26 protein-coding genes are annotated in these 24,183 nt (G+C 70.8%); 20 read left to right on the top strand and 6 right to left on the bottom strand.

The features are described 5' to 3' along the window. Nucleotides 1-286: 286 nt before the first annotated feature. Nucleotides 287-1,450 (bottom strand): PucR family transcriptional regulator, encoded by a 1,164-nt coding sequence (locus tag ACWIGI_RS20860; RefSeq protein WP_454204067.1) that lies wholly within the window; start codon nt 1,448-1,450, stop codon nt 287-289. A 193-nt stretch (nt 1,451-1,643) separates the two neighbouring features. Then, nucleotides 1,644-1,847 (bottom strand): hypothetical protein, encoded by a 204-nt coding sequence (locus tag ACWIGI_RS20865; RefSeq protein WP_454204068.1) that lies wholly within the window; start codon nt 1,845-1,847, stop codon nt 1,644-1,646. Nucleotides 1,848-1,872: 25 nt separating this feature from the next. Between ACWIGI_RS20865 and ACWIGI_RS20870 the strand changes: the two genes are divergently transcribed. Both ACWIGI_RS20870 and ACWIGI_RS20875 read left to right on the top strand, forming a co-directional pair. Continuing rightward, on the top strand, nt 1,873-2,370 hold the full coding sequence (locus ACWIGI_RS20870; protein ID WP_454204069.1) for a CGNR zinc finger domain-containing protein: 498 nt from the start codon (nt 1,873-1,875) through the stop codon (nt 2,368-2,370). Between the two features lie 49 nt (nt 2,371-2,419). Continuing rightward, on the top strand, nt 2,420-3,316 hold the full coding sequence (locus ACWIGI_RS20875) for an NAD-dependent epimerase/dehydratase family protein (protein WP_454204070.1): 897 nt from the start codon (nt 2,420-2,422) through the stop codon (nt 3,314-3,316). A 44-nt stretch (nt 3,317-3,360) separates the two neighbouring features. Here ACWIGI_RS20875 and ACWIGI_RS20880 read toward each other — a convergent pair whose 3' ends face one another. Both ACWIGI_RS20880 and ACWIGI_RS20885 read right to left on the bottom strand, forming a co-directional pair. Continuing rightward, on the bottom strand, nt 3,361-3,648 hold the full coding sequence (locus tag ACWIGI_RS20880) for a YciI family protein (RefSeq protein WP_454204071.1): 288 nt from the start codon (nt 3,646-3,648) through the stop codon (nt 3,361-3,363). A 46-nt stretch (nt 3,649-3,694) separates the two neighbouring features. Beyond that, nucleotides 3,695-4,237 carry an amino-acid N-acetyltransferase gene (locus ACWIGI_RS20885; protein WP_454204072.1) on the bottom strand — a complete coding sequence of 181 codons (543 nt, stop codon included), beginning with the start codon at nt 4,235-4,237 and terminating at the stop codon, nt 3,695-3,697. A gap of 119 nt (nt 4,238-4,356) precedes the next feature. Between ACWIGI_RS20885 and pgsA the strand changes: the two genes are divergently transcribed. From pgsA to ACWIGI_RS20955, 14 genes are all read left to right on the top strand, one after another. Further along, on the top strand, nt 4,357-5,034 hold the full coding sequence (gene pgsA / locus ACWIGI_RS20890; protein ID WP_454204073.1) for a CDP-diacylglycerol--glycerol-3-phosphate 3-phosphatidyltransferase: 678 nt from the start codon (nt 4,357-4,359) through the stop codon (nt 5,032-5,034). Then, nucleotides 5,024-5,551, top strand: a complete 528-nt coding sequence (locus ACWIGI_RS20895; protein WP_454204074.1) for a CinA family protein — start codon at nt 5,024-5,026, stop codon at nt 5,549-5,551. Before pgsA ends, ACWIGI_RS20895 begins: the two co-directional genes overlap by 11 nt. Before the next feature lie 82 nt (nt 5,552-5,633). Then, complete coding sequence (locus ACWIGI_RS20900) at nt 5,634-6,113, top strand: helix-turn-helix domain-containing protein (protein WP_454204075.1); 480 nt, start codon at nt 5,634-5,636, stop codon at nt 6,111-6,113. 183 nt (nt 6,114-6,296) lie between these two features. Further along, nucleotides 6,297-7,112, top strand: a complete 816-nt coding sequence (locus ACWIGI_RS20905) for a PspA/IM30 family protein (RefSeq protein ID WP_454204076.1) — start codon at nt 6,297-6,299, stop codon at nt 7,110-7,112. 654 nt (nt 7,113-7,766) lie between these two features. Continuing rightward, the gene (gene pspM, locus ACWIGI_RS20910; protein ID WP_454204077.1) at nt 7,767-8,741 is read left to right on the top strand and encodes a phage shock envelope stress response protein PspM; all 975 of its coding nucleotides are present in this window, start codon (nt 7,767-7,769) and stop codon (nt 8,739-8,741) included. A gap of 231 nt (nt 8,742-8,972) precedes the next feature. Next, nucleotides 8,973-9,149: a hypothetical protein gene (locus ACWIGI_RS20915; protein ID WP_454204078.1), complete on the top strand. Its 177-nt coding sequence runs from the start codon at nt 8,973-8,975 to the stop codon at nt 9,147-9,149. Between the two features lie 121 nt (nt 9,150-9,270). Beyond that, nucleotides 9,271-10,212 carry a quinone oxidoreductase family protein gene (locus ACWIGI_RS20920; protein WP_454204079.1) on the top strand — a complete coding sequence of 314 codons (942 nt, stop codon included), beginning with the start codon at nt 9,271-9,273 and terminating at the stop codon, nt 10,210-10,212. A 110-nt stretch (nt 10,213-10,322) separates the two neighbouring features. Next, nucleotides 10,323-11,483, top strand: a complete 1,161-nt coding sequence (locus tag ACWIGI_RS20925; RefSeq protein ID WP_454204080.1) for a sugar ABC transporter substrate-binding protein — start codon at nt 10,323-10,325, stop codon at nt 11,481-11,483. Nucleotides 11,484-11,519: 36 nt separating this feature from the next. After that, nucleotides 11,520-12,293, top strand: a complete 774-nt coding sequence (locus ACWIGI_RS20930; protein WP_454204081.1) for an ATP-binding cassette domain-containing protein — start codon at nt 11,520-11,522, stop codon at nt 12,291-12,293. Continuing rightward, a complete protein-coding gene (locus tag ACWIGI_RS20935; protein WP_454204082.1) occupies nt 12,290-13,729 on the top strand; it encodes a sugar ABC transporter permease in 1,440 nt (479 codons plus the stop codon). Before ACWIGI_RS20930 ends, ACWIGI_RS20935 begins: the two co-directional genes overlap by 4 nt. Before the next feature lie 64 nt (nt 13,730-13,793). Next, nucleotides 13,794-14,945, top strand: coding sequence for an ROK family protein (locus ACWIGI_RS20940; protein WP_454204083.1), 1,152 nt, complete (start codon nt 13,794-13,796; stop codon nt 14,943-14,945). Nucleotides 14,946-15,002: 57 nt separating this feature from the next. Then, a complete protein-coding gene (locus ACWIGI_RS20945; protein WP_454204084.1) occupies nt 15,003-15,713 on the top strand; it encodes a PIG-L deacetylase family protein in 711 nt (236 codons plus the stop codon). Between the two features lie 72 nt (nt 15,714-15,785). After that, on the top strand, nt 15,786-16,946 hold the full coding sequence (locus tag ACWIGI_RS20950) for a glycosyltransferase (protein ID WP_454204085.1): 1,161 nt from the start codon (nt 15,786-15,788) through the stop codon (nt 16,944-16,946). Between the two features lie 155 nt (nt 16,947-17,101). Continuing rightward, on the top strand, nt 17,102-17,293 hold the full coding sequence (locus ACWIGI_RS20955; protein WP_454204086.1) for a DUF3046 domain-containing protein: 192 nt from the start codon (nt 17,102-17,104) through the stop codon (nt 17,291-17,293). Between the two features lie 11 nt (nt 17,294-17,304). On the opposite strand, the gene ACWIGI_RS20960 is transcribed toward ACWIGI_RS20955, so the two are convergent. Further along, the gene (locus ACWIGI_RS20960; RefSeq protein ID WP_454204087.1) at nt 17,305-17,859 is read right to left on the bottom strand and encodes a CGNR zinc finger domain-containing protein; all 555 of its coding nucleotides are present in this window, start codon (nt 17,857-17,859) and stop codon (nt 17,305-17,307) included. Between the two features lie 149 nt (nt 17,860-18,008). Between ACWIGI_RS20960 and ACWIGI_RS20965 the strand changes: the two genes are divergently transcribed. Next, entirely contained in the window at nt 18,009-18,464 is a 456-nt protein-coding gene (locus tag ACWIGI_RS20965) for a nuclear transport factor 2 family protein (RefSeq protein WP_454204088.1), read from the top strand. 128 nt (nt 18,465-18,592) lie between these two features. Here the strand turns inward: ACWIGI_RS20965 and ACWIGI_RS20970 are convergent, their stop codons facing one another. Further along, the gene (locus ACWIGI_RS20970; RefSeq protein ID WP_454204089.1) at nt 18,593-19,999 is read right to left on the bottom strand and encodes an MFS transporter; all 1,407 of its coding nucleotides are present in this window, start codon (nt 19,997-19,999) and stop codon (nt 18,593-18,595) included. 96 nt (nt 20,000-20,095) lie between these two features. On the opposite strand from ACWIGI_RS20970, the gene ACWIGI_RS20975 reads away from it, so the two are divergent. The 3 genes from ACWIGI_RS20975 to recX all read left to right on the top strand — a co-directional run bounded on the left by ACWIGI_RS20975 (nt 20,096) and on the right by recX (nt 24,093). Beyond that, nucleotides 20,096-21,118: an Lrp/AsnC family transcriptional regulator gene (locus tag ACWIGI_RS20975; protein ID WP_454204090.1), complete on the top strand. Its 1,023-nt coding sequence runs from the start codon at nt 20,096-20,098 to the stop codon at nt 21,116-21,118. A 203-nt stretch (nt 21,119-21,321) separates the two neighbouring features. Further along, nucleotides 21,322-22,362, top strand: coding sequence for a recombinase RecA (gene recA / locus ACWIGI_RS20980; protein WP_454204091.1), 1,041 nt, complete (start codon nt 21,322-21,324; stop codon nt 22,360-22,362). A 1,044-nt stretch (nt 22,363-23,406) separates the two neighbouring features. Then, the gene (gene recX / locus ACWIGI_RS20985; protein WP_454204163.1) at nt 23,407-24,093 is read left to right on the top strand and encodes a recombination regulator RecX; all 687 of its coding nucleotides are present in this window, start codon (nt 23,407-23,409) and stop codon (nt 24,091-24,093) included. The last annotated feature ends 90 nt before the right edge of the window (nt 24,094-24,183 follow it).

The following is a 24,183-nucleotide window of genomic DNA, read 5'->3' on the forward strand; positions in this document are numbered from 1 at the left end:
ACTCGGTGCGATGCCTGCCGCCAACTCCCGTGGCATCTCTCGCGGTCGCCGCAGGTCGACGGGCAAGGCGGTCATTCGCCACCCGCAGCGGCGTCGGCGGGGCGCAACCGCATCCGGATCGATGGGATGCCCCTGTCTATCAAGGGTGATAGGGACTTATCGGGGACGGGACACCGCGTCCCCGGGCGCGATCGGACGACACGGTTCCCACGGGGCGCTCGGCCCGACAGCGGTGCGAGGTCTCGCGCCCCGATGGCATGTCCGCTTCGCCGACGGGCCGGAAAGCTCAGGGGCGCAGGGCCGCCCGCCGGTGCTTGATCGCCCACCACACTCGCAGGGCGGTGTTCGCGGACTTCAGGTCTATCCCCGCGAGCTCCTCGAACCGGCCGATCCGGTAGCGAATCGTATTGGGGTGCAGCCCGAGCCGCTCGGCTGTCGTCTCGAACCGCATGCCCGTGTCCAGGAAGGACTCGGTCGTCTCGATCAGAGTTCGTGCCTGCTCGGCGTCACCGAGCGGGTCGAGGTAGCGGCGGGTGAGTTCGGTTCCCACGTCGGTGTCGGCGATGACCGCGGTCAGCAACCCGGCGCGCTCGAGATCGATCGGGCCGTCCAGGTCGAAGGCGCGGGCGGTCGCCAGCAGGCGACCGGCGAGCCGGAAGGAGTGGTCCAGCTCGCTCAGCCGGGCCGGCGGGCCGTAGCCGACGCGGTCCTCGAACTCGAACAGGGCCGTGCCGCCGCGGAACCCGGCGACGTCGCCGTCGATGGTGGTGGTGAACACCGGCGCGCCCGGGGTCGCGCGCGACCGATGCCGCAGCTCGGCGTCGACGACGGGGTGGGTGGAGGCGTGCGCCCGGAACGCCCGGTACTCGGCCTGGAGATCCAGCCCGTACTGCTGTGCGCGAATGCGCAGATCGGCGGGTGTCAGCGTGCCGAGCAGCAGACCGCGCGTGAACTCCGCGCGCGCCTGGTGGTCGCGCCGGGTCAGGTCCAGCTCGACGTCGTGATGACCGCTGGTGTACGCGTGGGTGGCCTCGTCGATGATGTCCAGCAGATCGTGGGTGAGCTCGAGCAGGGTGCGGTCCGATGCCCGGCACGCGCGTCCCGCGGCGGTGAGTTCGGCGCGCGCCCGGATCAGCGCGATCCGCCATCCGGTCTGCACGTCGATCAGCGAAATGCCCTGTCTGGCACGGACTTCGCCGTACTTGCGCAGGTTCCGCACATCGTCGGCGGTCAACGCGCCGATCCCGCTCAGCGCGGTGAGTATGCGGTCGACGATGGCGGTGGTGTCGCCGGTGATCGTGGTCTCGGACAGTGCCGCGTAGGCGGGCAGGCGTTCGCGGGTCGTCTGCGCGATCGCCGCGGCGATCGCGTCGGTGCGCGCGGTCATTCGGGCGACGACTCGGGCGCGCTCGCCGGCGGCGCGGGGGGTGGGCCGACTCGGCTCGCTCAACTCGGTGGATCCTTCGGGCGGTCGGAGCGGTCGGCGACCGGCGGGGCCCGAGTTCGATCCGTCTCCATGGTCTGAGGGCGGTCGCCTTCAGATGCTGGAAACTTACAGCACGCGGTCTCGGCGCCACCGTCGGTCCAGGGCCGTCACGCCGATCGGCGTCGCGCGGGCCGGCACTCGCGCTCTCGGCCGGTATCTATGCCGAGGTCGCGTCGCACGACGGCTCGCACTCGTCCGGCAGGACCGCGTCGGCGATGCTGCTGCGGCCCGCGGTGGCGAGTAGAGCGTCGTGTTCCTCGATCAGCCACTTGCCGCAGACGCACAGCAGGTAGCGGACGCTGCCGTGGGTGGACACGAGGGCCGGGTCGGGCCAGGAGCAGGACGGGCAGGTGGCGGTCATGAGGCCACTCTGATGTAATGGTCTAGTGCATTTCAACCCTTACGGTGGGGCCGCGGTGGAGCTGGCCGTCCGGCTGGTGAACGCGCCACCGGAACGGGACCTGAGCGAGCTGCTGCGGGAGTCCGACTACCGGCCGTTCGTGCCGGTGACGCCCGAGCAGGACGCCGAACTCCGGAGCTGGATCGGGGAACTGGACGCCGTGTTCCGCGCCCCCTCGGTCGACCTGCTGAACGCGCTGCTGGCCAAAACCACCAGCCGCCCCTACATCTCCACGCACGACGGCAGAAGCCCGCACCTGCACTACTCGCAGGAGACCGCGCCCGTCGACGAACGCGTCAAGGCGTACACCGCCTTCGGCCTCGCCGCGCTCTTCTGCGAGGCGCCCTCCCGCATCGGCTGCTGTGCCCGCCCGGGCTGCGCGATCGTCTTCGTCGACACCTCCCGAAACGGCAGGCGCCGTTACTGTTCCACCCGCTGCGCCACCCAGGTGCACGTCGCCGACCACCGCCGCCGCGCGTCCTGAGCCCGGCCCCGGCAGTGGCGGACCGGCCCGCGCCTGCAAGGGTTGCGGTGTGCGGGTACTGGTGACGGGAGCGGCGGGCTATCTGGGACGCGAGGTCGTGCGAGCGCTCGCCACCGCGGGACACACGCCCGTCGCGATGGTGCGAGCCGGGACCGCGGCGATCGCCGGGGCGCGCGAGACCCGGCACGCGGACCTGCTGGATCCGGCGGCGCTGCGGACAGCCGTGGCCGATGTGGACGCGGTGTGCCATCTGGCCGGGCTGGCGCGCGCCCGGGAGTCGGTCACCGATCCGCTGCCGTTCTTCCGCGTCAATACCGAGGGCACCGTCTCGCTGCTGGAAGCCATGGCCGCCGCGCGGGTGGAGCGCATGGTCTTCGCGTCCACCGGGTCCATCTACGGCACCCCCGAGCGGCAGCCCATGACCGAGGACTGTCCCGACGCGCCGCCGCATCCCTACGCGAGCAGCAAACTCGCCGCCGAATACGCGATCGAGGCGCAGGCCGGGTCCGGTGCACTGGGCGCGATCGTCGTGCGGTTGCTCAACGTGGCCGGGGGCGACGACCCCGACCCGACGCGGCTGCTACCCCGCACCCTGGCCGCCGCGCGCGAGCGGTCCGCGTTGCGAATCAACGGGGACGGCACCGCCGTTCGCGACTACCTGCACGTGCGGGACGCGGCCGCCGCGTTCGCCGCCTGCGTGGACCGCGTGCCCGCGCCCGGTGCGAGCACCCGCTACAACATCGGAAGCGGCCGCGGTACAAGCATTCTCGACGTGATCGCGGCCGTGGAGCGCGTGACCGGGCGCTCGGTGCCCGTGGTGCACGGCCCGGCCGCGCCCGAACCCGCGGCGCTGATCAGCGATCCGGCCAAGGCCCGGGCCGAACTCGGGTGGTCACCCGGCCGGTCGGCCATCGACGACATCATCGGGGAGATGGCGGGGAACTGACCGCCGCGCGTACTGCCCGGCGGGTGACCCGCGTCGATACCGGGCTACTCCTCGGAGAACACGCCCATGACCGGCAGCCACTCCACCGCGCGCTTGTCCTCGATCAGCCCGAGCTTGGCGAACGGATCCTGCGGCAGCAGATCGGTGACGAACTCGAGGCTCTCCGCGCGGAACAGGATCAGCGCGCCCGTGCCGTCGGGGTAGGGGCCGCTGGTCAGGATGGTGCCCTGATCCACCAGGTTGTTGAGCCAGGCGCGGTGCTCGGGGCGGTTCTCCAGGCGCGCGGCGGCGGTGGCCTCGGTGTAGACGTAGTGGACGGCGAAGATCGGCACGGGTGTCGCTTTCTGGCTCGAATGAATCGGGGGTGAATCGAATAGTTCAGAGGGTCAACAGCATTCGGGTGTTGCCGAGCGTATTCGGCTTCACGAAGCTCAGGTCGAGAAATTCCGCGATGCCCTCGTCGTAGGAGCGGCACATCTCCTCGTAGACCTCGGCGGTCACCGGGGTGCCCTCGATCTCCGCGAAGCCGTGCCTGGCGAAGAAGTCCACCTCGAAGGTCAGCACGAACAGCCGCGACAGGGAGAGCTCGCGCGCGACCGCGATCAACTGCCGCACCAGCAGATGCCCGGCGCCGGTGCCCTTGATGTCGGGCCGCACCGCGACCGTGCGCACCTCGCCCAGATCCGCCCACAGCACGTGCAGCGCGCCGCAGCCGATGAGCTCGCCGTCGCGCTCGGCCACCCAGAACTCCTGGACCGACTCGTACAGGGTGACCAGGTTCTTCTCGAGCAGGATCTTGCCCGCGTAGAAGTCGATCAGCTTTTTGATACCGGGCACGTCAGAGGTTCGGGCGCGACGAACGAGCGGCGCCGAGGCCGTCGTACCGTCCGCAGAACCGCTGTGGGGTGCCCGTGTTGTCATGGGGTGCACAGTAGTCGGCCCCCGTACCGATAGGCTTGGGGTGTGTCGTACTTCCAACCCCTCCCGATACCGGATAACTCCGGGAACCATGGCCGTTGCCGCGGCCGGTGGGGGTGCTGGTGACGGTGCAGCGTGATGAGGTGGAAGGTCGCTGGGCAGATGCCGCTCCAGCGAGATCCGGATTTGCCCCGGCACCCCGGACCGAACCGGGCGCGGTAGAACCGGCGGCGGTGCCGCTGATGAACATCGCCAACGTGCTGACGGTGCTGCGCATCGTGCTGGTCCCGATCTTCCTGGCCGCGCTGTTCGCCGGCGACGGGCACGATCCCCGCTGGCGCTGGGGAGCGGCCGCGCTGTTCGGCATCGCGGCCATCACCGATCGCATCGACGGTCAGCTGGCCCGCAAATACGGCCTCGTCACCGACTTCGGCAAGCTCGCGGATCCGATCGCGGACAAGGCCCTGATCGGCGCCGCCCTCGTCGGGTTGTCCATGCTCGGTGATCTGCCCTGGTGGATGACGATCGTCATCGTGGCCCGCGAGATCGGGGTGACCCTGCTGCGGCTGGCCGTGGTGCGCCGCGGCGTGATCCCGGCCGGGCGCGGCGGCAAGCTCAAGACGCTGGTCCAGTCGGTTGCCATCGGGGTGCTGCTGCTACCCCTGTCCGGCGGGTTCGAGTCCGCCGGAATGTCTTTGATGTATCTGGCCGTCGCGCTGACCGTGGTCACCGGCCTGGACTATGTGGTGCAGGCGGCCCGGCTCTGGTTCGGTTCGCCCGGCGGCAGCCGTGCGGCCTGAGCTCGACTCGGCCCCGAATCCCGGATCGCTCGATCCACTCGTCTCCGCCGTGCCCGCCGCCGATCTGGTCGCGGCCCTGAAGTCGGCCCGGCTCACCGTCGCCACCGCGGAATCGCTCACCGCGGGGTTGCTCGCCGCCACCATCGCGGGAATTCCGGGCGCGAGCGCGGTGTTGCGGGGTGGGCTGATCGTGTACGCCACCGATCTGAAACACGACCTTGCCGGTGTGAGTACCGATACTCTCGCCAGCGATGGACCGGTTGCCGCGAGTACCGCCGAACAGCTGGCCGTCGGGGCCAGACTGCGCTGCGGCGCGGATTGGGGAGTGGGGCTCACCGGCGTGGCGGGCCCCGATCCGCAGGACGGCCGCGAGGTCGGCACGGTGTTTCTCGGGCTGGCCGGTCCGGACGGTACGGAGGTCATCCGGTTGAAACTCCCGGGCGACCGGTGGACGATCAGGGTGGGCGCGGTCCGCGAGGCGATCACCGAGCTCGCCCGGAGTATTCGGGGCGGGTGAGCAAGACCGGGAACGCAAGCCCGACGCCGGACGTTGTCCAGTCAAACGCTGGGTCCGGCGAGACGAGTGTGAGGAGAACGAGATGACGCTGCTGCGAGAAGCGATCGGGGAAAGCCTGCGGCGTGCTCGTGTCGCCCAGAGCCGGACCCTGCGTGAGGTCTCCACCTCCGCGCGGGTGAGCCTGGGCTACCTTTCGGAGGTGGAACGCGGGCGCAAGGAGGCTTCCAGCGAGCTGCTGGCCGCCATCTGCCAGGCGCTGGATCTGCCGCTGTCACAGGTACTTTTCGATGTGAGCGCCGCCATGGCCGACGCCGATCGGGCGCAGGGTCGCACGACCCCGGCCGAGTCGCTGTCCGCGGCCACCACTCCGGCTCCGGCGGGCGCAGCGCGCCGGGCCGAACCGGTCGGCGCCGGCGCCAAGGCCCCCGCTGCCTCGGCGAATGCCAAGATTTCGACCGCCCGCAAGGGCATGCCGCCCCGCCGCGGGGACGGTGGTTTCGGCCCGCGCATCGTCATTCCGGCCCCCAAGTCGGACCGGCTGGTGCTGGTGGCCGCGAAGTGAACGATGTGCGCTGGAGCCGAAAGGGATAAATTCTCTGTAGGCTTCGTGCCGGAGGCGTCGCGCGGCTGCGAGTTTTCCGGTCGCCGCCGCGCAGTGGATTAGTAGGGACAACCGGGTGCGTGACGGTCGCGCACTATGTCGCGCGGCAGCGCGCGGCATGTCAGATGGAGGCGGGATCAATCGATGGCTAATCCGTTCGTGAAGGCCTGGAAGTACCTGATGGCCCTCTTCGATTCCAAGATCGAGGAGCATGCGGATCCGAAGGTTCAGATCCAGCAGGCTATCGAGGAGGCCCAGCGGCAGCATCAGGCCCTGTCGCAGCAGGCGGCGTCGGTGATCGGTAACCAGCGCCAGCTGGAGATGAAGCTGAACCGCCAGCTCGACGAGGTCGAGAAGCTCAATGCCAATGCGCGCCAGGCGGTTCTGCTGGCCGATCAGGCGTCGGGCGCGGGCGACACCGAGAAGGCGATCCAGTACACCAACGCCGCCGAGGCGTTCGCGGCGCAGCTGGTCACCGCCGAGCAGTCCGTCGAGGATCTGAAGGTGCTGCACGATCAGTCGCTGCAGGCGGCCGCGCAGGCCAAGAAGGCGGTCGAGCAGAACGCCATGCTGCTGCAGCAGAAGGTCGCCGAGCGCACCAAGCTGCTGTCCCAGCTCGAGCAGGCCAAGATGCAGGAGCAGGTGTCGGCCTCGCTGCAGCAGATGGATTCGACCCTGTCCGCCCCCGGCTCCACCCCGAGCCTGGACGCGGTGCGCGAGAAGATCGAGCGCCGCTACGCCAACGCGCTCGGTTCGGCCGAGTTGGCGCAGAACTCGGTGCAGGGCCGCATGATGGAAGTACAGCAGGCGAGCATTCAGATGGCCGGTCACAGCCGTCTGGAGCAGATCCGTGCCTCCATGCGCGGGGACGCGCTGCCCGCCGGCGGCAACCAGCAGGCCGTCCCGAACCCGGCCGCAGCGCAGCCGCAGATCAACAAGGGCCAGGCCGCCCAGCAGTAGGCAGGCGCGGCACCGAAAGGCGTTGGAGTGATGGGGAGATCGCGGGCCGGACAGGACCCCGCGGCCTCCCCTGCGCGTTTTCCCCGCCTGACCCGCACGAAGAAGGCTCCGTCCCCGATCCCCGGCTTCCCGACTCTGCTGGAAGCCAATTCGCCGGGCGCCCGCGACAGCGCCCCGCCGGCCCCGGATTCCGCGCCCGGCGCCCAGCCTCCGCCGCGCGAGGGCGGCGCGCACGCCCCGGACTCCGGGCGGGCCGACCGGTCCGTGACCGGGGACAGCGCGCCCTCGCATACGGTGCCCATCGCGGACGCGAACACCGTTCCGGCGCACGTCGACCCCGCGCGATCGCACGCCCACCCTCCGGCTCACCCCACCGAGCGGCTCCCGAATCCCGGCGCGTCGCCGACCCGCCGCTACCCGCCCGGATTCGAAAGTTCTTCCGCCGCAACCGAGTTCGCATCCGGCCGAGCGGGCGCTGGTTCCACAGCCGTCCCGCATCGGGGTGCGCCGGGTGCTGCTCCGGCCGGTCCGCCGCCGGGTGAGTCCCCGTGGGCGGCTGCTCACGCGCCGTCGTATTCGCCGTCGGCCGAAGGGTTTTCCGCGCCGCAGGTGTCGTTCGGCGACGTCCGGCCGCGAGCCGGGGCCGAACCGGCGATGGACGCCGGCGTCGACGCGCGCGCACGGCGTCGCCGGGCCCGGGCGGCCGATCGCGAACGGGATGTGCCGCCGCCGCCCGGATACGGCTTCGACCCGGGTGCCACGTCCGTGCCCGGTGACAAGGGCGGCAGGCGTGAGCGGGCCACCCGCGTCGCCCGAGACTTCCTGGCTCCCACCGGCGTCGAGCCGGAGGAGCTCGCGCAGCGACTGCCCGACACCCTGCGCGGGGTGGGGGAGCAGGCGCTGGTCGCGGTGCGCAAGTGGGCCGATCCGCGCGAGCGGGAACTGCGGAAGCGCAGGCGGTCGCGGCGGCGCAGCTTCCGGCTCGGCACCGCCTCGGGTCTCACCACCGCGGGAACCGTTGGACTGGTGCTCATCTCGGCCCCGGCCTGGGCCGTGATCGTGGTCGGCGGCGGCGCGGTCGCCCTGGTGACCGGTGCCGCGGTGACGACCCGCCGCTACCTGCAACTGCGCAAGGAGCCGTTGCCGCAGGCCGCGTTCATCCCCCGGAAGCTGCCGCCCGGGCGTTCGGCCGCCCGCGCCTCGATCGCCCGGCTCGTGCGCGCCGAACGCGCGCTGCACGGTCTGATCGGCCAGATCGCCAAGTCCCAGCGTCTGCTCGCCGACGATCTGACCGACACCGTCGACACCGCCGCCTCGGGCGCGGCCGCCCTGCACGCCCTGGCCGCCGACGTGGTCGCCATGGAGAACGCCGCCGGCGCCCTCGGCCCCCGCAATTCTCCACTGGGCGAGCACATCCGGGCGGTCTCGATCCGCTTGGACTCCGGCGTCGTCGAGTTCGAGGGCATGGTGGCCGCCGCCGCCCGCGTCCTCGCGGTCCCCGACAGCGCCCCCCTGGCCGACGATCTCGGCTGGGCCACCCTGCACCTCCGCGACGCCGCCGACCGCCTCGACGGCTGGGCCCAGGCCCTCACCGAGCTGGCCGACGGCCGCTTCCGCGCCGGCCCCTGATCCCCGGCGCTCGGCCCGAAGCTCTTTCACGCCCGCCATCTCGGCACGACTCGGCGACCGACTCCGGCCCCTCGATCCGGACCGGCGCCGGGTCAGGGGGTGTGGGTGGGAACCCTGAACTTTCCCGGATATCGGGTGTGACCTGGTGCTTTTCGATCGGTAGGCGGCCAGTATGGAGGGTGTCGGATCGCGCTGACGGCGGTTCGGAGACATCTCCGGGAGGATTCACCCATGTTGTGGAAGATCATCGGCGTCGTCGCGGTCATCTGGATCGCGCTCGCCATCATCGGTGCGCTGATCAAGGGTCTGTTCCCGATCCTCATGATCAGCCTGGTGGTGTTCGGCCTGTACCTGCTCTACAAGGCGGTGTCGGGGTCGAACGACAAGTCGCCGCTGAGCAAGCTGTAGCGCTCGGTTTGCGGTGGTCGTGCCCGCACGGCGCGCGACCGGCGGGTGGGCCGTCCGGATTTCCGGGCGGCCCACCGGTGTCCGGGGAATCGATCACCGCGCGGCGACGCTACGTTGAGGTATGACAATCGCGATCGTCGCCACCGCCTACGGTGGCCCCGAGGTACTGGCTCCGCTGGAGATCGAACTTCCCGATCCGGGACCGGGCGAAGTCACCGTCGAGATCCGCGCGGCGGGTGTGAACCCCTTCGACTACAAGCGCTACAGCGGCGCGTTCGGCACCGACTCGAGCGCCCTGCCGATCCGTCTCGGCCTGGAATCCTCGGGCGTGGTGACCGCGGCCGGTCCGGACGCGGTGGGCCCGGCCGGTCCGGTCCGGGTCGGTGACGAGGTCATCGTGCGCGGCGGCGCCTACGCCACCGCGGTGACCGTGCCCGCCGACCGGGTCGTGCCCAAGCCGCTCGAGATCGGCTGGGAGGTCGCGAGCGGTTTGCTCGCCGTCGGCGGCACCGCCGTGCACCTGCTCACCGCCACCGCCGTCGGCCCGGGCGACACCGTGCTCGTGCACGGCGCGGCGGGCAGCGTCGGCTCGCTGGCCGCGCAGCTCGCCGTGGCCCGCGGGGCCCGGGTGATCGGCACGGCCTCGGCCTCGCGGCACGAACGGCTGCGGGGCTACGGGGTCGAACCGGTCACGTACGGACCGGGTCTGGCCGATCGGGTCCGAGAGCTGGCCCCCGGGGGCGTCAGCGCCGCCATCGACACCGCGGGTACCGATGAGGCGGTGGACGTTTCGCTCGAGCTGGTCGCCGACCGTTCCCGCATCGCCACCGTCGTCGCGTTCGGCCGCGCCGCTGAGGCGGGCTTCCAGGCCCTGGGCGGCGGCCCCGGCGCGGATCCCGGTACCGAGATCCGGGCGGGCGCGTGGCGCGAACTCATCCCGCTGACCGCCGCCGGAAAACTGGATCTGGTGATCAGCGCGACCTATCCGCTGGCCGAGGCCGCCGACGCGCACCGGTACGTCATCGGCGGACACGCCGGTGGAAAGGTTGTTCTGCTGCCCTGATTCGGCGAATTCCCCCGTCGGGGTGACCCCACTCGCATATGTTGTTGCCCACAACATATAGCTCGCGCACGGCCGCAATCCGGTGGCCGCCGCTCGAAAGGGTCACCCTGATGAGGTCGAAAACCCCGCTCCCACAGTTGTATCCGGGCCACCGCCGCGCCCGCCGAAAAACGGCGATGCTGGCCGTCGCCCTCACCGGGTTGCTCACCCTGACCGCGTGCGGCTCCAACTCCAGCGGCGACGACGCGCCCGATTCCCCCTCCGGCGGCGGCGCCAACGGCACCGTGGGCGTCATCCTGCCCGAGACCGCCACCTCCGCCCGCTGGGAGTCCTTCGACAAGCCGATGCTCCAATCCGCTTTGCGCGCGGAGGGTTTCGACGCCGACGTGCAGAACGCGCAGGGCGACGTGCAGAAGTTCAGCACCCTCGCCGACGGCATGATCGCCAAGGGCGTCAAGGTCCTCATCATCGCCTCGATCAACAGCGAGGTGGGCGGCGCGGTGGCGGCAAAGGCCAAGCGCGCGGGCATTCCCGCCATCGACTACGACCGCCTCAATCTGGGCGGATCCTCGGACTACTACGTGTCCTTCGACAACGTGCGGGTGGGTGAACTCCAGGGTCAGGCGCTGGCCGGCGCGCTGAAGGACAAGCCGGGCGCCGAGGTCGTGGAGATCGAGGGCGCGCCGACGGACAACAACGCGACTCTGTTCCATGAGGGGCAACAGAAGGCGTTGCGTCCGCTGTACGACTCGGGCGCGCTGAAACTGGTGCGCAGCCAGGCCATCGACGGCTGGGACAATCAGAAGGGCGGCAGCACCTTCGAGCAGATCCTGACCGGCAACGGCGGCAAGGTCGACGGCGTGGTCGCCGCCAACGACGGCCTCGCGGGCGCGGTGATCACCGTGCTGAAGAAGAACGGTCTCAACGGCAAGGTGCCGGTCACCGGCCAGGACGCGACGGCCGACGGCCTGAAGGCGATCCTGCGCGGGGATCAGTACATGACCGTGTTCAAGCCGATCCGCGACGAGGCGGAGGCCGCCGCGAAACTCGCCGTGGCCCTGGCCAAGGGCGACACCGCGGCCGCGGATGCGCTGGCGCAGGCCGTGAGTCAGGATCCCAAGGGCAAGCGCACCGTGAAGTCGGTGCTGCTCACCCCGCAGACCGTGACCCGGGCCGAGGTCAAGACCGTGACCGACGCCGGATTCGTGAAGCCCGCCGACATCTGCGGCGGTGATCTGCAGGCCGCCTGCACCGAACTCGGCATCTCCTGAGTTCTCGGCCACCGCTCGCTGACAAGGAATGACGACGTGACCGAGCCGCTACTCCGAATCACCGGTCTGAACAAGAGTTTCGGCCCGGTGCACGTACTCCACGATGTGGCCTTCACCGTGCCGGCGGGGGAGGTGACCGCGTTGGTCGGCGACAACGGCGCGGGCAAATCCACACTCGTGAAATGCGTCGCGGGCATCCACCCGGCCGACTCCGGCGAGATTCGCTTCCGGGGTGAGCCGGTCCAGGTGAAAGCGCCGAAAGACGCTGCCGCACTGGGGATCGAGGTGGTCTACCAGGATCTGGCCCTGGCCGACAATCTCGATATCGTGGCCAACATGTTCCTCGGGCGCGAACGCGGGAAACCGTGGCTGCTGGACGAGGCGAGTATGGAGGAGGCGGCGCGGCGCACGCTGGCCTCGCTGGGCGTGCGCACCGTCAAGTCGGTGCGCACGCCGGTGGCGGCGCTGTCCGGCGGGCAGCGCCAGACGGTGGCCATCGCCAAGGCGGTGCTGTGGAACAGCGAGCTGGTGCTGCTGGACGAGCCCACCGCCGCCCTCGGGGTGGCGCAGACCAGGCAGGTGCTGGATCTGGTGCGGCGCTTGGCCGAACAGGGTCTGGGGGTGGTGCTCATCAGTCACAATCTGGCCGATGTCTTCGAGGTGGCCGATCGCATCGCGGTGCTGTACCTGGGTCGCACGGCGGCGCAGGTGCGCACCGCGGACGTCACCCACGCCCAGGTGGTCGAACTGATCACCGCGGGGCGATCGGGCGACCTGGGCCTGGCTCGCCCCGAGGCGGTGGCGCTGTGAGCGAGCAAGCGGCGGAACGGGATTCGGTGACGGAGCGGGTGACCGAGCAGGCGGTCGCCGATTTCGGCATCGACACCACCACGCTCACCACGACCGAGGCCGTGCGCGAGTACCTCACGCGGCTGCGCGCCGGGGAGATCGGCTCGCTGCCCGCGCTGCTCGGGCTGGTGGCGCTGGTGGTCCTGTTCTCGGTCCTGTCCGATGTCTTCCTCTCGCTCAACAACATCGCCAATCTGCTCGCCCAGGGCGCGGGTCAGACGATCATCGCCATCGGCATCGTGTTCGTCCTGCTCATCGGCGAGATCGACCTGTCGGCCGGCACCGCGTCCGGGGTGGCGGGGGCGGTGCTGGCCATGCACTACGTGGAGAACGGAAACCTGCTCGCGGGCATGGGAAACACCGTGTTCTTCGTGTTCATCGCGATGCTGCTGCTCGCGGCCCTGCTGGCCGGGCTGCTGCGGATCTGGCCCGGGGTCGTGTTCTCGCTGCTCGGGGTGCTGATCACGGTGCTCGGCCTGGCCGCCAACCCGTGGGTGGAGATGCTGCTCGCGGTGTGTGTCGGCGTCGGAATCGGTTGTATCACCGGATTTCTCATCGCCAGGATCGGCATGCCGTCCTTCGTGGTCACCCTCGCGCTGTTCCTGACCTGGCAGGGCGTGATCCTGCAACTCATCGGCGAGGGCGGGGTGCTCGGCATCAGTTCCTCGCCCGTGCTGGACAAGGTGGCCAACGGCAACCTGTCCACGGCGGGCAGCTGGGCGCTGTGCGTGCTCGCGGCCGGGGGCTACGCGGCGGTGACCCTGGGCGGTCAGCTGCTGCGCCGGCGGCGCGGCCTGGTCACCCCGCCCACCCCGCTGGTGGCCGCGAAAGTGGTGGCGCTGTGCGTGTTCGCGGTCGGGGTGACGGCGCTGCTCACCATGAACCGCTCACCGAGCACGCTGATCGAGATCTCCGGCGTGCCCTACGTGGTGCCGATCGTGCTCGCCCTGCTGGTGGCGGGTACCTACGTGCTCACCCGCACCACCTACGGCCGGCACATCTACGCCGTCGGCGGCAACGCCGAGGCCGCGCGCCGCGCCGGAATCAACGTGACCCGTTTGCGGGCAAGCGTTTTCGTCATCTGCTCGGCGTGCGCCGCCGTCGGCGCGATCGTGTACTCCTCCAAGGTGGGTTCGGTCGACCCGCAGGCGGGCGGGCTCAACACCCTGCTGTTCGCGGTCGGCGCGGCCGTGATCGGCGGCACCTCGCTGTTCGGCGGCAAGGGCCGGGTGGCCGACGCGGTGATCGGCGGCGCGGTGCTGGCGGTGGTCTCCAACGGCCTCGGGCTGCTGAGCCAGCCCGCCGCGGTGGTGTCCATCGTGACCGGTCTGGTGCTGCTGCTGGCCGCGACCGTCGACGCCCTCTCGCGCAGGCGCGCCGCGGTCGCGACCCGATGAGGGCGGGCGTACCCGAACCGGGCGGTGCCGTCGCGGCCCGCGCGGTAGTGGTATTGCTTTCTCCATGACCGTCGCCCGACCGGACGAGGTGCGCCGCTTCAACCGGTCGAGCCTCCTGCGCCTGCTGCACACCGGGGGCCCGGCCACGCGCGCGGCGCTGGCCGCCGCCCTGGGACTGAACCGGTCCACGATCAAGATGCTGGTCGACGGGCTCGCCGAGGGCGGGTTCGTGGAGGAGCGGGTGCCGCGCCTGGCGCGCGGGGCGGGCCGTCCGTCGCTGCTGGTGCTCCCGCAACCGCACGCGGCCGCGGTGCTGGCGGTGGACGTGCAGGCCGAGCGGGCGGGTATCGCGGTGATCGGGTTCGGCGGGCAGATCCTGGCCCGCAACAGCTGGAATCTGCACGGTCGCCAGCGCGAACCCGAGGAACTCATCACCCACATCGCCGAGTCGGCCGCGCTGCTCACCGGCGATCTCGGGATTTCGCCTCGGGCGGTGGGTGTTTCGGTGCCGGGGGTGGTGCGCCGCGCCGACGGGCTCGTGCACACGGCGGTCGCGCTGGGCTGGTCCGAGGTGGCCCTGGGCCGGCGCCTGACCACCGTTCTGGACCTGCCCGTCGTGGTGGGCAACGACGCCGAGTTCGGTGCGCTGGCCGAACACGTTCGCGGCGCCGGTCGCGGCGCGAACGACACCGTGTTCGTCGCCGCCGATGTCGGGGTCGGCGGCGGGCTCATCGCACAGGGCGCGCTGTTGCGCGGCGCCGCCGGGTATCTGGGCGAGATCGGTCACATGAGCGTGCGCCCCGACGGCCGCCCGTGCCACTGCGGCAATACCGGGTGCTGGGAGACCGAGGTCGGCGAGGCGGCGCTGTGCCGGGCGCTGGGCTTGCCCGGCTACGGCCCGCGCGGGGTGATCGTCGCCGAACTCCGTGCGCTGCGGGGTGATTGGGAACCGGCGCTGCGCGACTACCTGGACTGGCTCACCCTCGGACTGGTCAACGTCGTCAATATCCTGGGTCCGGAGCTGGTGGTGCTGGGCGATCTGTTCACCGCGCTGCCGGACGCGGCGGTGACGCGGGTCGGCGAGCAGGTTCGCGCGCGCAGCATGGTCAGCCGCGCGATCGGCGGGGTGCGGATCGAGAAGTCCGGGCTGGGGCCCGATCTCAAGCTGCTCGGCGCGGCCGAAGCCGCCTTCGACGACGTGCTGTCCCAGCTGTGAACGCGCCGTGCGCCGAAGGAGTGTGCGTATGCGACCGGACGGCGGTTGAATTCAGGTATGGAACAGCTTCCCGAGGATTGGCAGCGCGGCCTGGTCATCGTCGCGCACCCCGATGACATCGAATACGGCGCCGCCGCGGCGGTCGCCCGCTGGACCGCGCAGGGCAAGGACGTGCGCTACCTGCTCGTCACCAGTGGCGAGGCGGGCATCGCGGGGTTGCCGCCCGCCGAATCGGGGCCGCTGCGCGAGGACGAGGAACGCGCGAGCGCCGAGGTGGTCGGGGTGAGCGTCGTGGAGTTCCTCGGCTACCCGGACGGACGGGTGGTCGAAAGCCTGGAACTCCGAAGGGATCTGGCCGCGGCGATCCGCAGGCACCGGCCGGAACTGGTGGTGCTGTTCAACTTCGGGGACATCTGGGCGCGCGGCTACGCCAACAGCGCCGACCATCGCGCCGTCGGCCGCGCCGCCCTGGACGCGGTCTCGGACGCGGGCAACGAGTGGATCTTCCCCGAAATCGCCGATCTGCCCAGGCATTCCCCGCGCTGGGCGGCGGTGGCCGGGGTCGCCGACGGCAGCCACGCGGTGGACGTCACCGACCATATCGAGCAGGCCGTCGAGTCGCTGACCTGCCATCACCGGTACCTCGCGGCGCTGAGCGACGAACCGGTCGCCGACCAGGCCCGCGCGGTGCTGGACATGACCTCCGGTCCGAAGGAGGGCTTCCCGGCCGCCCGCGCGGTGGCCTTCGAGCTCTACAACTTCGGCTGAAGCGATTCCCGGCGGGGCGACATCGGCGGTGTTGGTGCCGCCGTTCCCGGCGGGATATGACACCCTGGGCGCGTGCGAGTAGCAGTGGTGGCCGGGCCGGATCCCGGACATGCCTTTCCGGCGATCGCCCTGTGCGTCCGGTTGCTGGCGGCGGGCGACGAGCCGGTGCTGTTCACCAGCCCGCGCTGGTTCGACGCGGCGCGCGACTCCGGGATCGGGGTGCGCAGGCTCAAGGGCCTGGCGCCCCGCGCCGGGGACGACGACGCCGACGCGGGCGCGCGGATTCACGAACGCGCCGCGCACATCTCGACCGAGATCCTGCCCGATCTCAGTGCCATGCTGCCCGAGCTGGTGGTCTCGGACGTGCTGACCGCCGGGGGCGGCATGGCGGCCGAACGGCTCGGCCTGCCGTGGCTCGAGCTCTCGCCGCATCCGCTGTATCTGCCGTCCAAGGGGCTGCCGCCGATCGGCAGCGGGCTCGCCGCGGGCGAGGGCGTGCGGGGCCGGGCGCGCGACTCGGTGCTGCGCACGCTGACCGCCCGCGATATCCGCCGCGGGGAGACCCAGCGCGGCCTCGCGCGCGCCGGTGTCGGTCTGCCGGCACAGGATCCGGGGCCGACGGCACGGCTCGTGGCGACGCTGCCCGCGCTCGAGGTGCCGCGCCCGGACTGGCCGGACAACGCGCACCTGGTCGGACCGCTGCTGTGGGAGCCGACCCGGGATGTGCTGGCGCTGCCGCCGGGCGACGAGCCGCTGGTGATGGTCGCGCCGTCGACCGCGCACACCGGCGTGGCGGACATGGTCGAGACAGTGCTGGCGGGTCTGGACGGCGCGGGCGTCCGGGTCGCGGTGTCCACCCTGGACACCCCGCCCGCGGATCTACCCGACTGGGCCACAGCGGGTTTGGGCCGCCAGGACGAACTGCTGAAGCACGCGTCGGTCGTCATCGGCGGCGGCGGGCACGGGCTGCTGGCCAAATCGCTGCTGGCCGGCGTGCCGCTGGTCACCATCCCGGGCGGCGGAGATCAGTGGGAACTGGCCAATCGCGCTGCGCGCCGGGGCAGTTCGATCCTGGTTCGCCCGCTCACCGCCGACGCCGTGCGGGACGCGGTCGCCCGCGTGCTCGCCGAGCCCTCCTACCGGGCCGCCGCGCAATCGGCCGCCGCGGGGATAGCGGTGGTGTCCGATCCGGTTCAAATCTGCCACGACGTGCTCGCGGCCGCGCGCGCGTGAATCGCAGGACAGCTCGGGCGCTCGACCCGTGCGGGTGATCGGGATCGGCGCGGACGGTCGGCACCTCGGCGTCGTTCGCCCGCGGCACGGTCACCTACCGGCCCGCTCTCCCGGTGCGCGGCGGTCGATTCGGCCCGTGGCGTAGGCTCGCGGCCGTGCGATTGACGGAATTCCAGGAGCTCCTGCATACCGAATTCGGCACGGCGCGCGGTGACGCGCTGCTGATCGACCATGTGCTGCCGTCGATGGGACGCACCGGCGCGGCCGCCATCGAATCGGGTGTCGACCCGCGGGATGTGTGGCGGGCGCTGTGCGCGGAATTCGACGTCCCGCGCTCGCGCTGGTGAGTACCCGCTGATCACTCCTCGGCGCGCGTCTTCTTCGCGTAGTGCCGGGTCGCCTTGGCGCGATTGCCGCAGGTGAGCATGGAATGCCAGCGACGGGTGCCGTTCTTGGACGTGTCGTAGAAATACAGCACGCACTGGGGGTGAGCGCACTGTTTGATGCGCTCGGGGGCCAGGCTCCACAGCCGCAGTAGATCGTCGGCGGCGAGCCAGGCCGGCAGCCAGCGGGCCTGGCCGACGTCGGGCAGGTCGGCGGGCCCGTCGGGGGTGAGCCTGCGGCGCACGCGGCCGTGGTCCAGGACGGTGTTCAGCGGGTCGAACGAGTGGTCGCCGATGGCGGTGGCGATCGCCGCGCGGGCGGTGAGCAGCGCGCGCAGGGTGGGCTCGTCGGCGGGCGCGGTGAGGGCGTTCTCGGCCAGCCACTGGCGCAGGCCGTCCACATCGGTCAGCAGGTCCTGCGGTCCCTCGGGGGATATCCAGCGGGTGTTCAGCAGGTCCAGGGCGAGGGGTTCGCCGAGATGCGGGCGGGGAACGAGCACGCCTGAGGGTAACGGGCGGGCGGTCGTCATCGTGGGAACACCACCTTCCACCGGGTGAACTCTAACCGGTAATCACCGTCACAGGGGTTGACGAGGTCCTGTCGGCGGCCTTAGTTTCTAACCTGTCAAACAACGAACGACCGTTAGTTCTTCCGGTTCCCGCTCGAGAGACAGGACGCGTGATGCGACCCCCTTTGCCACCCTTCGACCTGGATTCGGCCACAGCCAAGGTGCGGGCCGCCGAGAACGCCTGGAACACCCGCGACCCCGAAACCGTCGCCGGCGCCTATACCGAGGACTCGGTGTGGCGCAATCGTGAGGAGTTCCTGACCGGCCGCGCCGAGATCGTGGACTTCCTGAAGCGCAAGTGGTCCACCGAGAACGGCTACGCCCTGCGCAAGGAACTCTGGGGCTTCCGCGAGAATCGCATCGCCGTGCGATTCCAGTACGAATGGCACGACGAGGCCGGGCAGTGGTGGCGCAGCTACGGCAACGAACTGTGGGAGTTCTCGCCCGAGGGGCTCATGTCGCGCCGCGAGGCCAGCATCAACGACACCCGTATCGAGGAATCCGAGCGCCGGATCTTCGGCCCGCGCACCGAAGCGGACGCGGAGTGGGAATTGCCCCTGCGGTAACTTCGCGCGACCGGTTGAGTCCGGGCGCGCCGAGGATCATGATCGATATGAGCATCCCTGCTCCGGTCGCGCCCGAGCCACAGCGGTTTTCAGGTTCCCGGTACCCCGCTGCGGCCGGGCGCGCCGACTCAATCGACCGGGATCGGTGCGGGCTGTTGCGCGGTCACCGCGGTCCCCGCGCGCCGCAGCAGTGCGAACGCCGCCGCGCCGAATCCGACACCGACCGCTCCCGCCACCACCAGCGCGGTATCGAGCCCGGAGACGAACTCCGCGCGCGGCAGCGGCCGCTCGTCCCCGGCCGTACCGCGAAATACGGTGCCCAGCACCGCGACTCCCAGCGCCAGGCCCAGTTGCCTGGCGGTGTTCACCGCGCCCGCGGCGATGCCTGCCTGCCGCGCCGGAACCGCCGCCATGCTCGTCGCGACCAGCGCCGGGGCGTTGATCCCCGCGCCCGCGCCGATCACCATGAATCCGGGAATCAGTGCGGTCCACGAGGATTCGGGGCCGATCAGGGTGAGCAGGCCCGCGCCCGCGCCGATCACGATCAGGCCCGCGCCGATCGTCCACTCCGGTGCGGCGTCGTGCAGGATCCGGCCCGTCGCCCCGGCCACCACGAACGCGGTGATCGCCATCGGCAGCATCGCCAGACCGGTGTGCAGTGGTGACAGATTCAGCTGCTGCTGCAACCACAGCGAGAGCAGCGGGGCGGAGGCGAACGCGGCGAAGGTCTGCCCGGACGCGCCGAGCAGCGTCGCGGACAGCACCCGGTTGCGCAACAGGCCGAGCGGGAACATCGGTGCGGCGGAACGGGCTTCGACGGCCGTGAACAGGATCAGGGCCGCGCCGCCGAGCAGCAGCGCCGCCAGCGTGCCGCCGTCGGCCCAGCCGTGCTCGCCGCCGCGAATGATGCCGACGGTGATGCCGGCCGCTGCGGCGGTGAAGGTCGTCATGCCCGGCAGATCCAGCCCCCGGCCCGGAATCCGTTGCGAGGCCGGGAAAGCCAGTACCGACAACACGATGGTGAGCGCCGCGACCGGGAGGTTGACGTAGAAGATCCAGCGCCAGGACAGCAGGTCGGTGAGCACGCCGCCGAGCACCACCCCCAGCGCGGCGGCCGCGCCGCCCACCGCGCCCCACGCGCCGAAGGCGATACCGCGGTCGCGGCCGGTGTAGGTGGCGTGCAACAGGGCCAGGGTGGTGGCGAACATGGCCGCGCCGCCCACCCCCTGCGCGATCCGGGCGACGACGAGAAACGCGGTGTCCCCGGCCATTCCGCAGGCCAGGGACGCGATCGCGAACAGGGTGAGGCCGGCCAGGTAGACCGGCTTCGCGCCGATCCGGTCCGAGATCGAGCCCATGGCCAGCACCAGCGCCGCCAGGGCCAGCGCGTACCCGTCCACGATCCATTGCAGGCCGGACAGGCCCGCGCCGAGATCGGCCGTCATATCGGGGAGCGCGACATTGACGATGGTGACGTCGATGAGCAGCATGAGCGTGCCCAGGCACGCGGCGTACAGCGGGAGCCATTTCCGCACGGGAACCTCCGGGAGAACGAACGACTATGTTCGCTCAGCCTGTGACTCGCGCCGGTTTTGTCCTACTCGTGGCCGGAAAATCGTTAGATTCCTCCGGTGGAGGTCGAAACACCGCACTATTCCGTCATTTTCGATGATCTAGATAAACGAATCGTCCACGCGCTGGTCGTGGACGCGCGCATACCGTTCGCGAAACTCGGTGAGATCCTGGGTGTGTCGGAGCAGACGGTGGCGCGGCGGTACCGGTCGCTGCGCGTGCGCGGAATCATCCACCTCTCCGGGCAGGTGAACGTGGTGCCGCTCGGGCACGCGCGCTGGATCATGCGCATCAGATCCATGCCGGACGCCGCGCTGCGACTGGGGGAGTCGCTGGCGCGCATCCCCGATCTGAGCTGGGTGTCGCTGCTGTCCACCGGATCCGAGGTGATGTGCGTGAGCCGGGCGCGGTCGGCGCAGCGGCGCGACGCGCTGCTGCTGCAATTGATTCCGCGCGCCCCACACGTCACCGGCCTGCTCGCCTACGAAGTGCTGCACAACTTCCCGCTCGACGAGGAGTGGCCGCGCTACAGCCGGTTGTTCGACGCCGATCAACTGCGCGAGCTGGGACCCCGTCGCCCGGTACAGGATCGGGCCGTGCACGAGTTGCCCATCGCCCTCTCACCCGAGGACGAGGCCATGCTGGCGGTGCTCGGGCGCGACGCCCGCGCGCCGTACGCGCAGCTGGCCGCGGCCACCGGGTGGAGCCCGCCCCGGGCGGCGCGGCGCATGAGCGAACTGATCGAGGCCGGGGTGCTGTACTTCGACCTCGACTTCGCCTTGGAGCGTATGGGTTTCGCGGTGCGGGCGGCGCTGTGGATGCGGACCAGGCCGGCGGATCTGGCCGCGGTGGGCGCGATCCTGGCCACGCATCCCGAGGTCACCTACGTCGCTGCCACCACCGGGCCGACCAATCTGACCGCCGCGCTGGTGTGCCGGGACACCTCGCACCTGTACCGCTATCTCACCGAACGGCTGGGCGCGCTGGCCGGCATCACCGACGTGGAGGTGACGCCCGCGCTGCGGGTGTTCAAACAGGCGCAGACGCTGCTGGACGCTGATCGGATCACTCCGGTGCCGTGAGTGCGGGACGGTCGCGGGGGAGTCATGCGTGATCGCTGTGCCCGGTGGCCGCTCGCGCGCGGATTGGTCCCGCGTGTCGCGTGGCGTGGTGTTTGCCTCGAACAGGTGTTCGTTTAAGCTGTCGTCGGAACTTGTCGGTGCCGCCCTCTAACGTGGGCGCCAACCACAGATTGAGACTCACCCGTCGAAAAGGGGACCGGACGATGGCACCACAGGCATTCGATCGCGACAAGGCACTCGAGCTGGCGCTCGCGCAGATCGAGAAGGGCTTCGGCAAGGGCGCGGTCATGCGCCTGGGCGAGGAGTCCCGTCAGCCCATCGCGGTGATTCCGACCGGCTCCATCTCGCTGGACGTCGCGCTCGGCATCGGCGGTCTGCCGCGTGGCCGTGTCGTCGAGATCTACGGTCCGGAATCCTCCGGTAAGACCACGGTCGCGCTGCACGCGGTAGCCAACGCGCAGGCCCAGGGCGGTGTGGCGGCGTTCATCGACGCCGAGCACGCGCTCGATCCCGACTACGCCCGCAAGCTCGGCGTCGACACCGACGCGCTGCTGGTCTCCCAGCCCGACACCGGTGAGCAGGCGCTCGAAATCGCCGACATGCTGGTGCGTTCCGGCGCCATCGACATCATCGTCATCGACTCCGTCGCCGCCCTGGTGCCGCGCGCGGAAATCGAGGGCGAGATGGGTGACAGCCACGTCGGTCTGCAGGCCCGCCTCATGAGCCAGGCGCTGCGCAAGATGACGGGCGCGCTGAACAACTCGGGCACCACCGCCATCTTCATCAACCAGCTGCGCGAGAAGATCGGCGTGATGTTCGGCTCCCCCGAGACCACGACCGGTGGTAAGGCGCTGAAGTTCTACGCCTCGGTCCGCCTGGACGTGCGCCGCATCGAGACCCTCAAGGACGGTTCCGACGCGGTCGGCAACCGCACCCGCGTCAAGGTCGTCAAGAACAAGGTCAGCCCGCCGTTCAAGCAGGCCGAGTTCGACATCCTCTACGGTGCGGGCATCTCCAAGGAGGGCTCGATCATCGACATGGGTGTCGAGCACGGCTTCATCCGCAAGTCCGGCTCCTGGTACACCTACGAGGGCGACCAGCTCGGCCAGGGCAAGGAGAACGCCCGCAAGTTCCTGCTCGAGAACAACGACGTGCGCGACGAGATCGAGAAGAAGATCAAGGAGAAGCTCGGCATCGGCGCCGATGTCACCGCGGAAGCGGCGGCGGCCCCCGCTGACTTCTAGGCCTTCGTGCCCGATGAACGTCCCGCCACCGGGCCCCGGCAGCTTCCGCCGGGGCCCGATGGTTCGCGCCTGGACGCGGTAGAGAACCTCCGGCGCCAGTTCGAGAACTCGAAGTCCCGAAAGTCACGTTCGCGCGGCGGTTCCCGCACCGCCGATCCGTGGGCTCCCACCAGCCGCTGGGATGAAGGCGGCGCCGCGGGTAACTGGGATTCCGGCGCGGCCGCCGACGAATCCGCCCGCGTGGCAACCAATTCCCGCCATATCTCGGACTGGGAGAACGCCGCCCCGCCCGCCGGCGCCGATCCGTGGGGCGCGCCCCCGCCGGTCGACGACGCCGCCTGGCAGGGCGTCACCACCGACGATTCCTGGGACCGGACCGGCACTCGCGAAGATCCCTGGGCCGCACCGTCCGAGCCCGACGCCGGGATCCGCACCGAGCCGGATGGCCGGAACGACCTCGGCGCGGGCGCGCGGAATGCCGCGGCGCAGCGCACAGCAGACCCGCGCAGCCCCGAATACTCCGGTCGGCGTCGGCCGAACGGGCAGCGAGAGGAAGCGCCGCCCGCCCCAGGCGACGTCGACCGGCTCCGCCCCGAAAATCACTCGGCGGCAACGTATCCCGACGCCGATGCCCGGGATTCCGCGAGCTCGCCCCGTCGTGCCCGCCGCTCGCGTCCCGCACCCGAGGACTCCGGTGAGCCACCCCGCATCGAAGATTTGTTGCGCGCGGGCCTGCTCCGCCGCGGCACCGGCCCGGCGGACGAATCGGGTAGTGCGGAGTCGGCGAAGAAGCGGTCGTCTCGTCTCGGAGACGCGACGGCTCCCGGTGCGGATCGCCGGACGGCCGACTACGAACCGGCGGACGGTGAAGCCGCTCGCCGCACGAGGCGTTCGCGAGCACACGAGCATTCGCAAGGCGGTGTGACCGAGGCGGATTCGTGGTCGGGTGACGACGCGTCGTCGGATGATGGCCGGCCGGGCGGCGGTCGTCGCTCGCGCGGTGACGATGAGCTATCTGGCGCGCGGGAGTTCGGCGCTGACGACGTGCGGGATGGTCGGTCGTACGGTGCGGCGGACACGGACGCGTTCGAGCGCGAAGATCGTGGGCGACGTCGGCGCGGGGGCCGCCGGGGCCGCGAGGATTCGGCCGGAGGACGGGACGATGACGAGTCGCGCGCGGGTGGGCGGTCGCGGCGGGCCCGGCGGATGCCGGGGGAGCCGTTGCCGGACGGGGGCACCGAGGTCGCGGCCAAGGACGCGTGCCTGCGGCTGCTGACCGATCGGGCGCGCAGCCGGTCCGAGCTGGCGGATCGACTGGCCACCAAGGGGTTCAGCGTCGAGGTCGCGAATCGCGCCCTCGACCGGCTCACCGAGGTCGGGCTGATCGACGACGCCGCCTTCGCGCAGGAGTGGGTGTACTCGCGGCACACCTTCTCGGGTAGGGGCAAGAAGGCCCTCGCGCTGGAGTTGCGGCGCAAGGGCATCGACGAGGAGCAGGCGCAGGAAGCGCTCTCGGCGATCAGTTCCGACGACGAAACCGAGCGCGCTGCCGAACTGGTCCGGCGCAAACTTCGTTCCCTGCCCGCGTCTCTCGACCGCGAGAAGGCGATCCGCCGCCTGGTCGGCATGCTGGCCCGGCGCGGTTACAACCCCGGCACGGCCTACACGGTCGTCAAAGCCGAACTGGAAGGCTTCACCTTCGCCGCGCCCGGCGACGATTCCGAGGAATAGCGCACCGGCACGGTCCTTTCGACGACGTGTGCGCGGCGGCGCGCCGATCGATCGCACCGTCCTGCGCGTGCCATTTCCGTGTCAGCGGAC

Source organism: Nocardia sp. NPDC055321, from assembly GCF_053645575.1.

Excerpts from the sequence above, each read along its gene's own strand:
- ACWIGI_RS20865 (WP_454204068.1), bottom strand. The coding sequence starts at position 1,847 with ATGACCGCCACCTGCCCGTCCTGCTCCTGGCCCGACCCGGCCCTCGTG.
- ACWIGI_RS20885 (WP_454204072.1), bottom strand. The coding sequence starts at position 4,237 with ATGACAACACGGGCACCCCACAGCGGTTCTGCGGACGGTACGACGGCC.
- ACWIGI_RS20900 (WP_454204075.1), top strand. The coding sequence starts at position 5,634 with ATGACGCTGCTGCGAGAAGCGATCGGGGAAAGCCTGCGGCGTGCTCGT.
- ACWIGI_RS20905 (WP_454204076.1), top strand. The coding sequence starts at position 6,297 with ATGGCTAATCCGTTCGTGAAGGCCTGGAAGTACCTGATGGCCCTCTTC.
- pspM (WP_454204077.1), top strand. The coding sequence starts at position 7,767 with ATGGACGCCGGCGTCGACGCGCGCGCACGGCGTCGCCGGGCCCGGGCG.
- ACWIGI_RS20915 (WP_454204078.1), top strand. The coding sequence starts at position 8,973 with ATGTTGTGGAAGATCATCGGCGTCGTCGCGGTCATCTGGATCGCGCTC.
- ACWIGI_RS20920 (WP_454204079.1), top strand. The coding sequence starts at position 9,271 with ATGACAATCGCGATCGTCGCCACCGCCTACGGTGGCCCCGAGGTACTG.
- ACWIGI_RS20925 (WP_454204080.1), top strand. The coding sequence starts at position 10,323 with ATGAGGTCGAAAACCCCGCTCCCACAGTTGTATCCGGGCCACCGCCGC.
- ACWIGI_RS20940 (WP_454204083.1), top strand. The coding sequence starts at position 13,794 with ATGACCGTCGCCCGACCGGACGAGGTGCGCCGCTTCAACCGGTCGAGC.
- ACWIGI_RS20945 (WP_454204084.1), top strand. The coding sequence starts at position 15,003 with ATGGAACAGCTTCCCGAGGATTGGCAGCGCGGCCTGGTCATCGTCGCG.
- ACWIGI_RS20960 (WP_454204087.1), bottom strand. The coding sequence starts at position 17,859 with ATGACGACCGCCCGCCCGTTACCCTCAGGCGTGCTCGTTCCCCGCCCG.
- recA (WP_454204091.1), top strand. The coding sequence starts at position 21,322 with ATGGCACCACAGGCATTCGATCGCGACAAGGCACTCGAGCTGGCGCTC.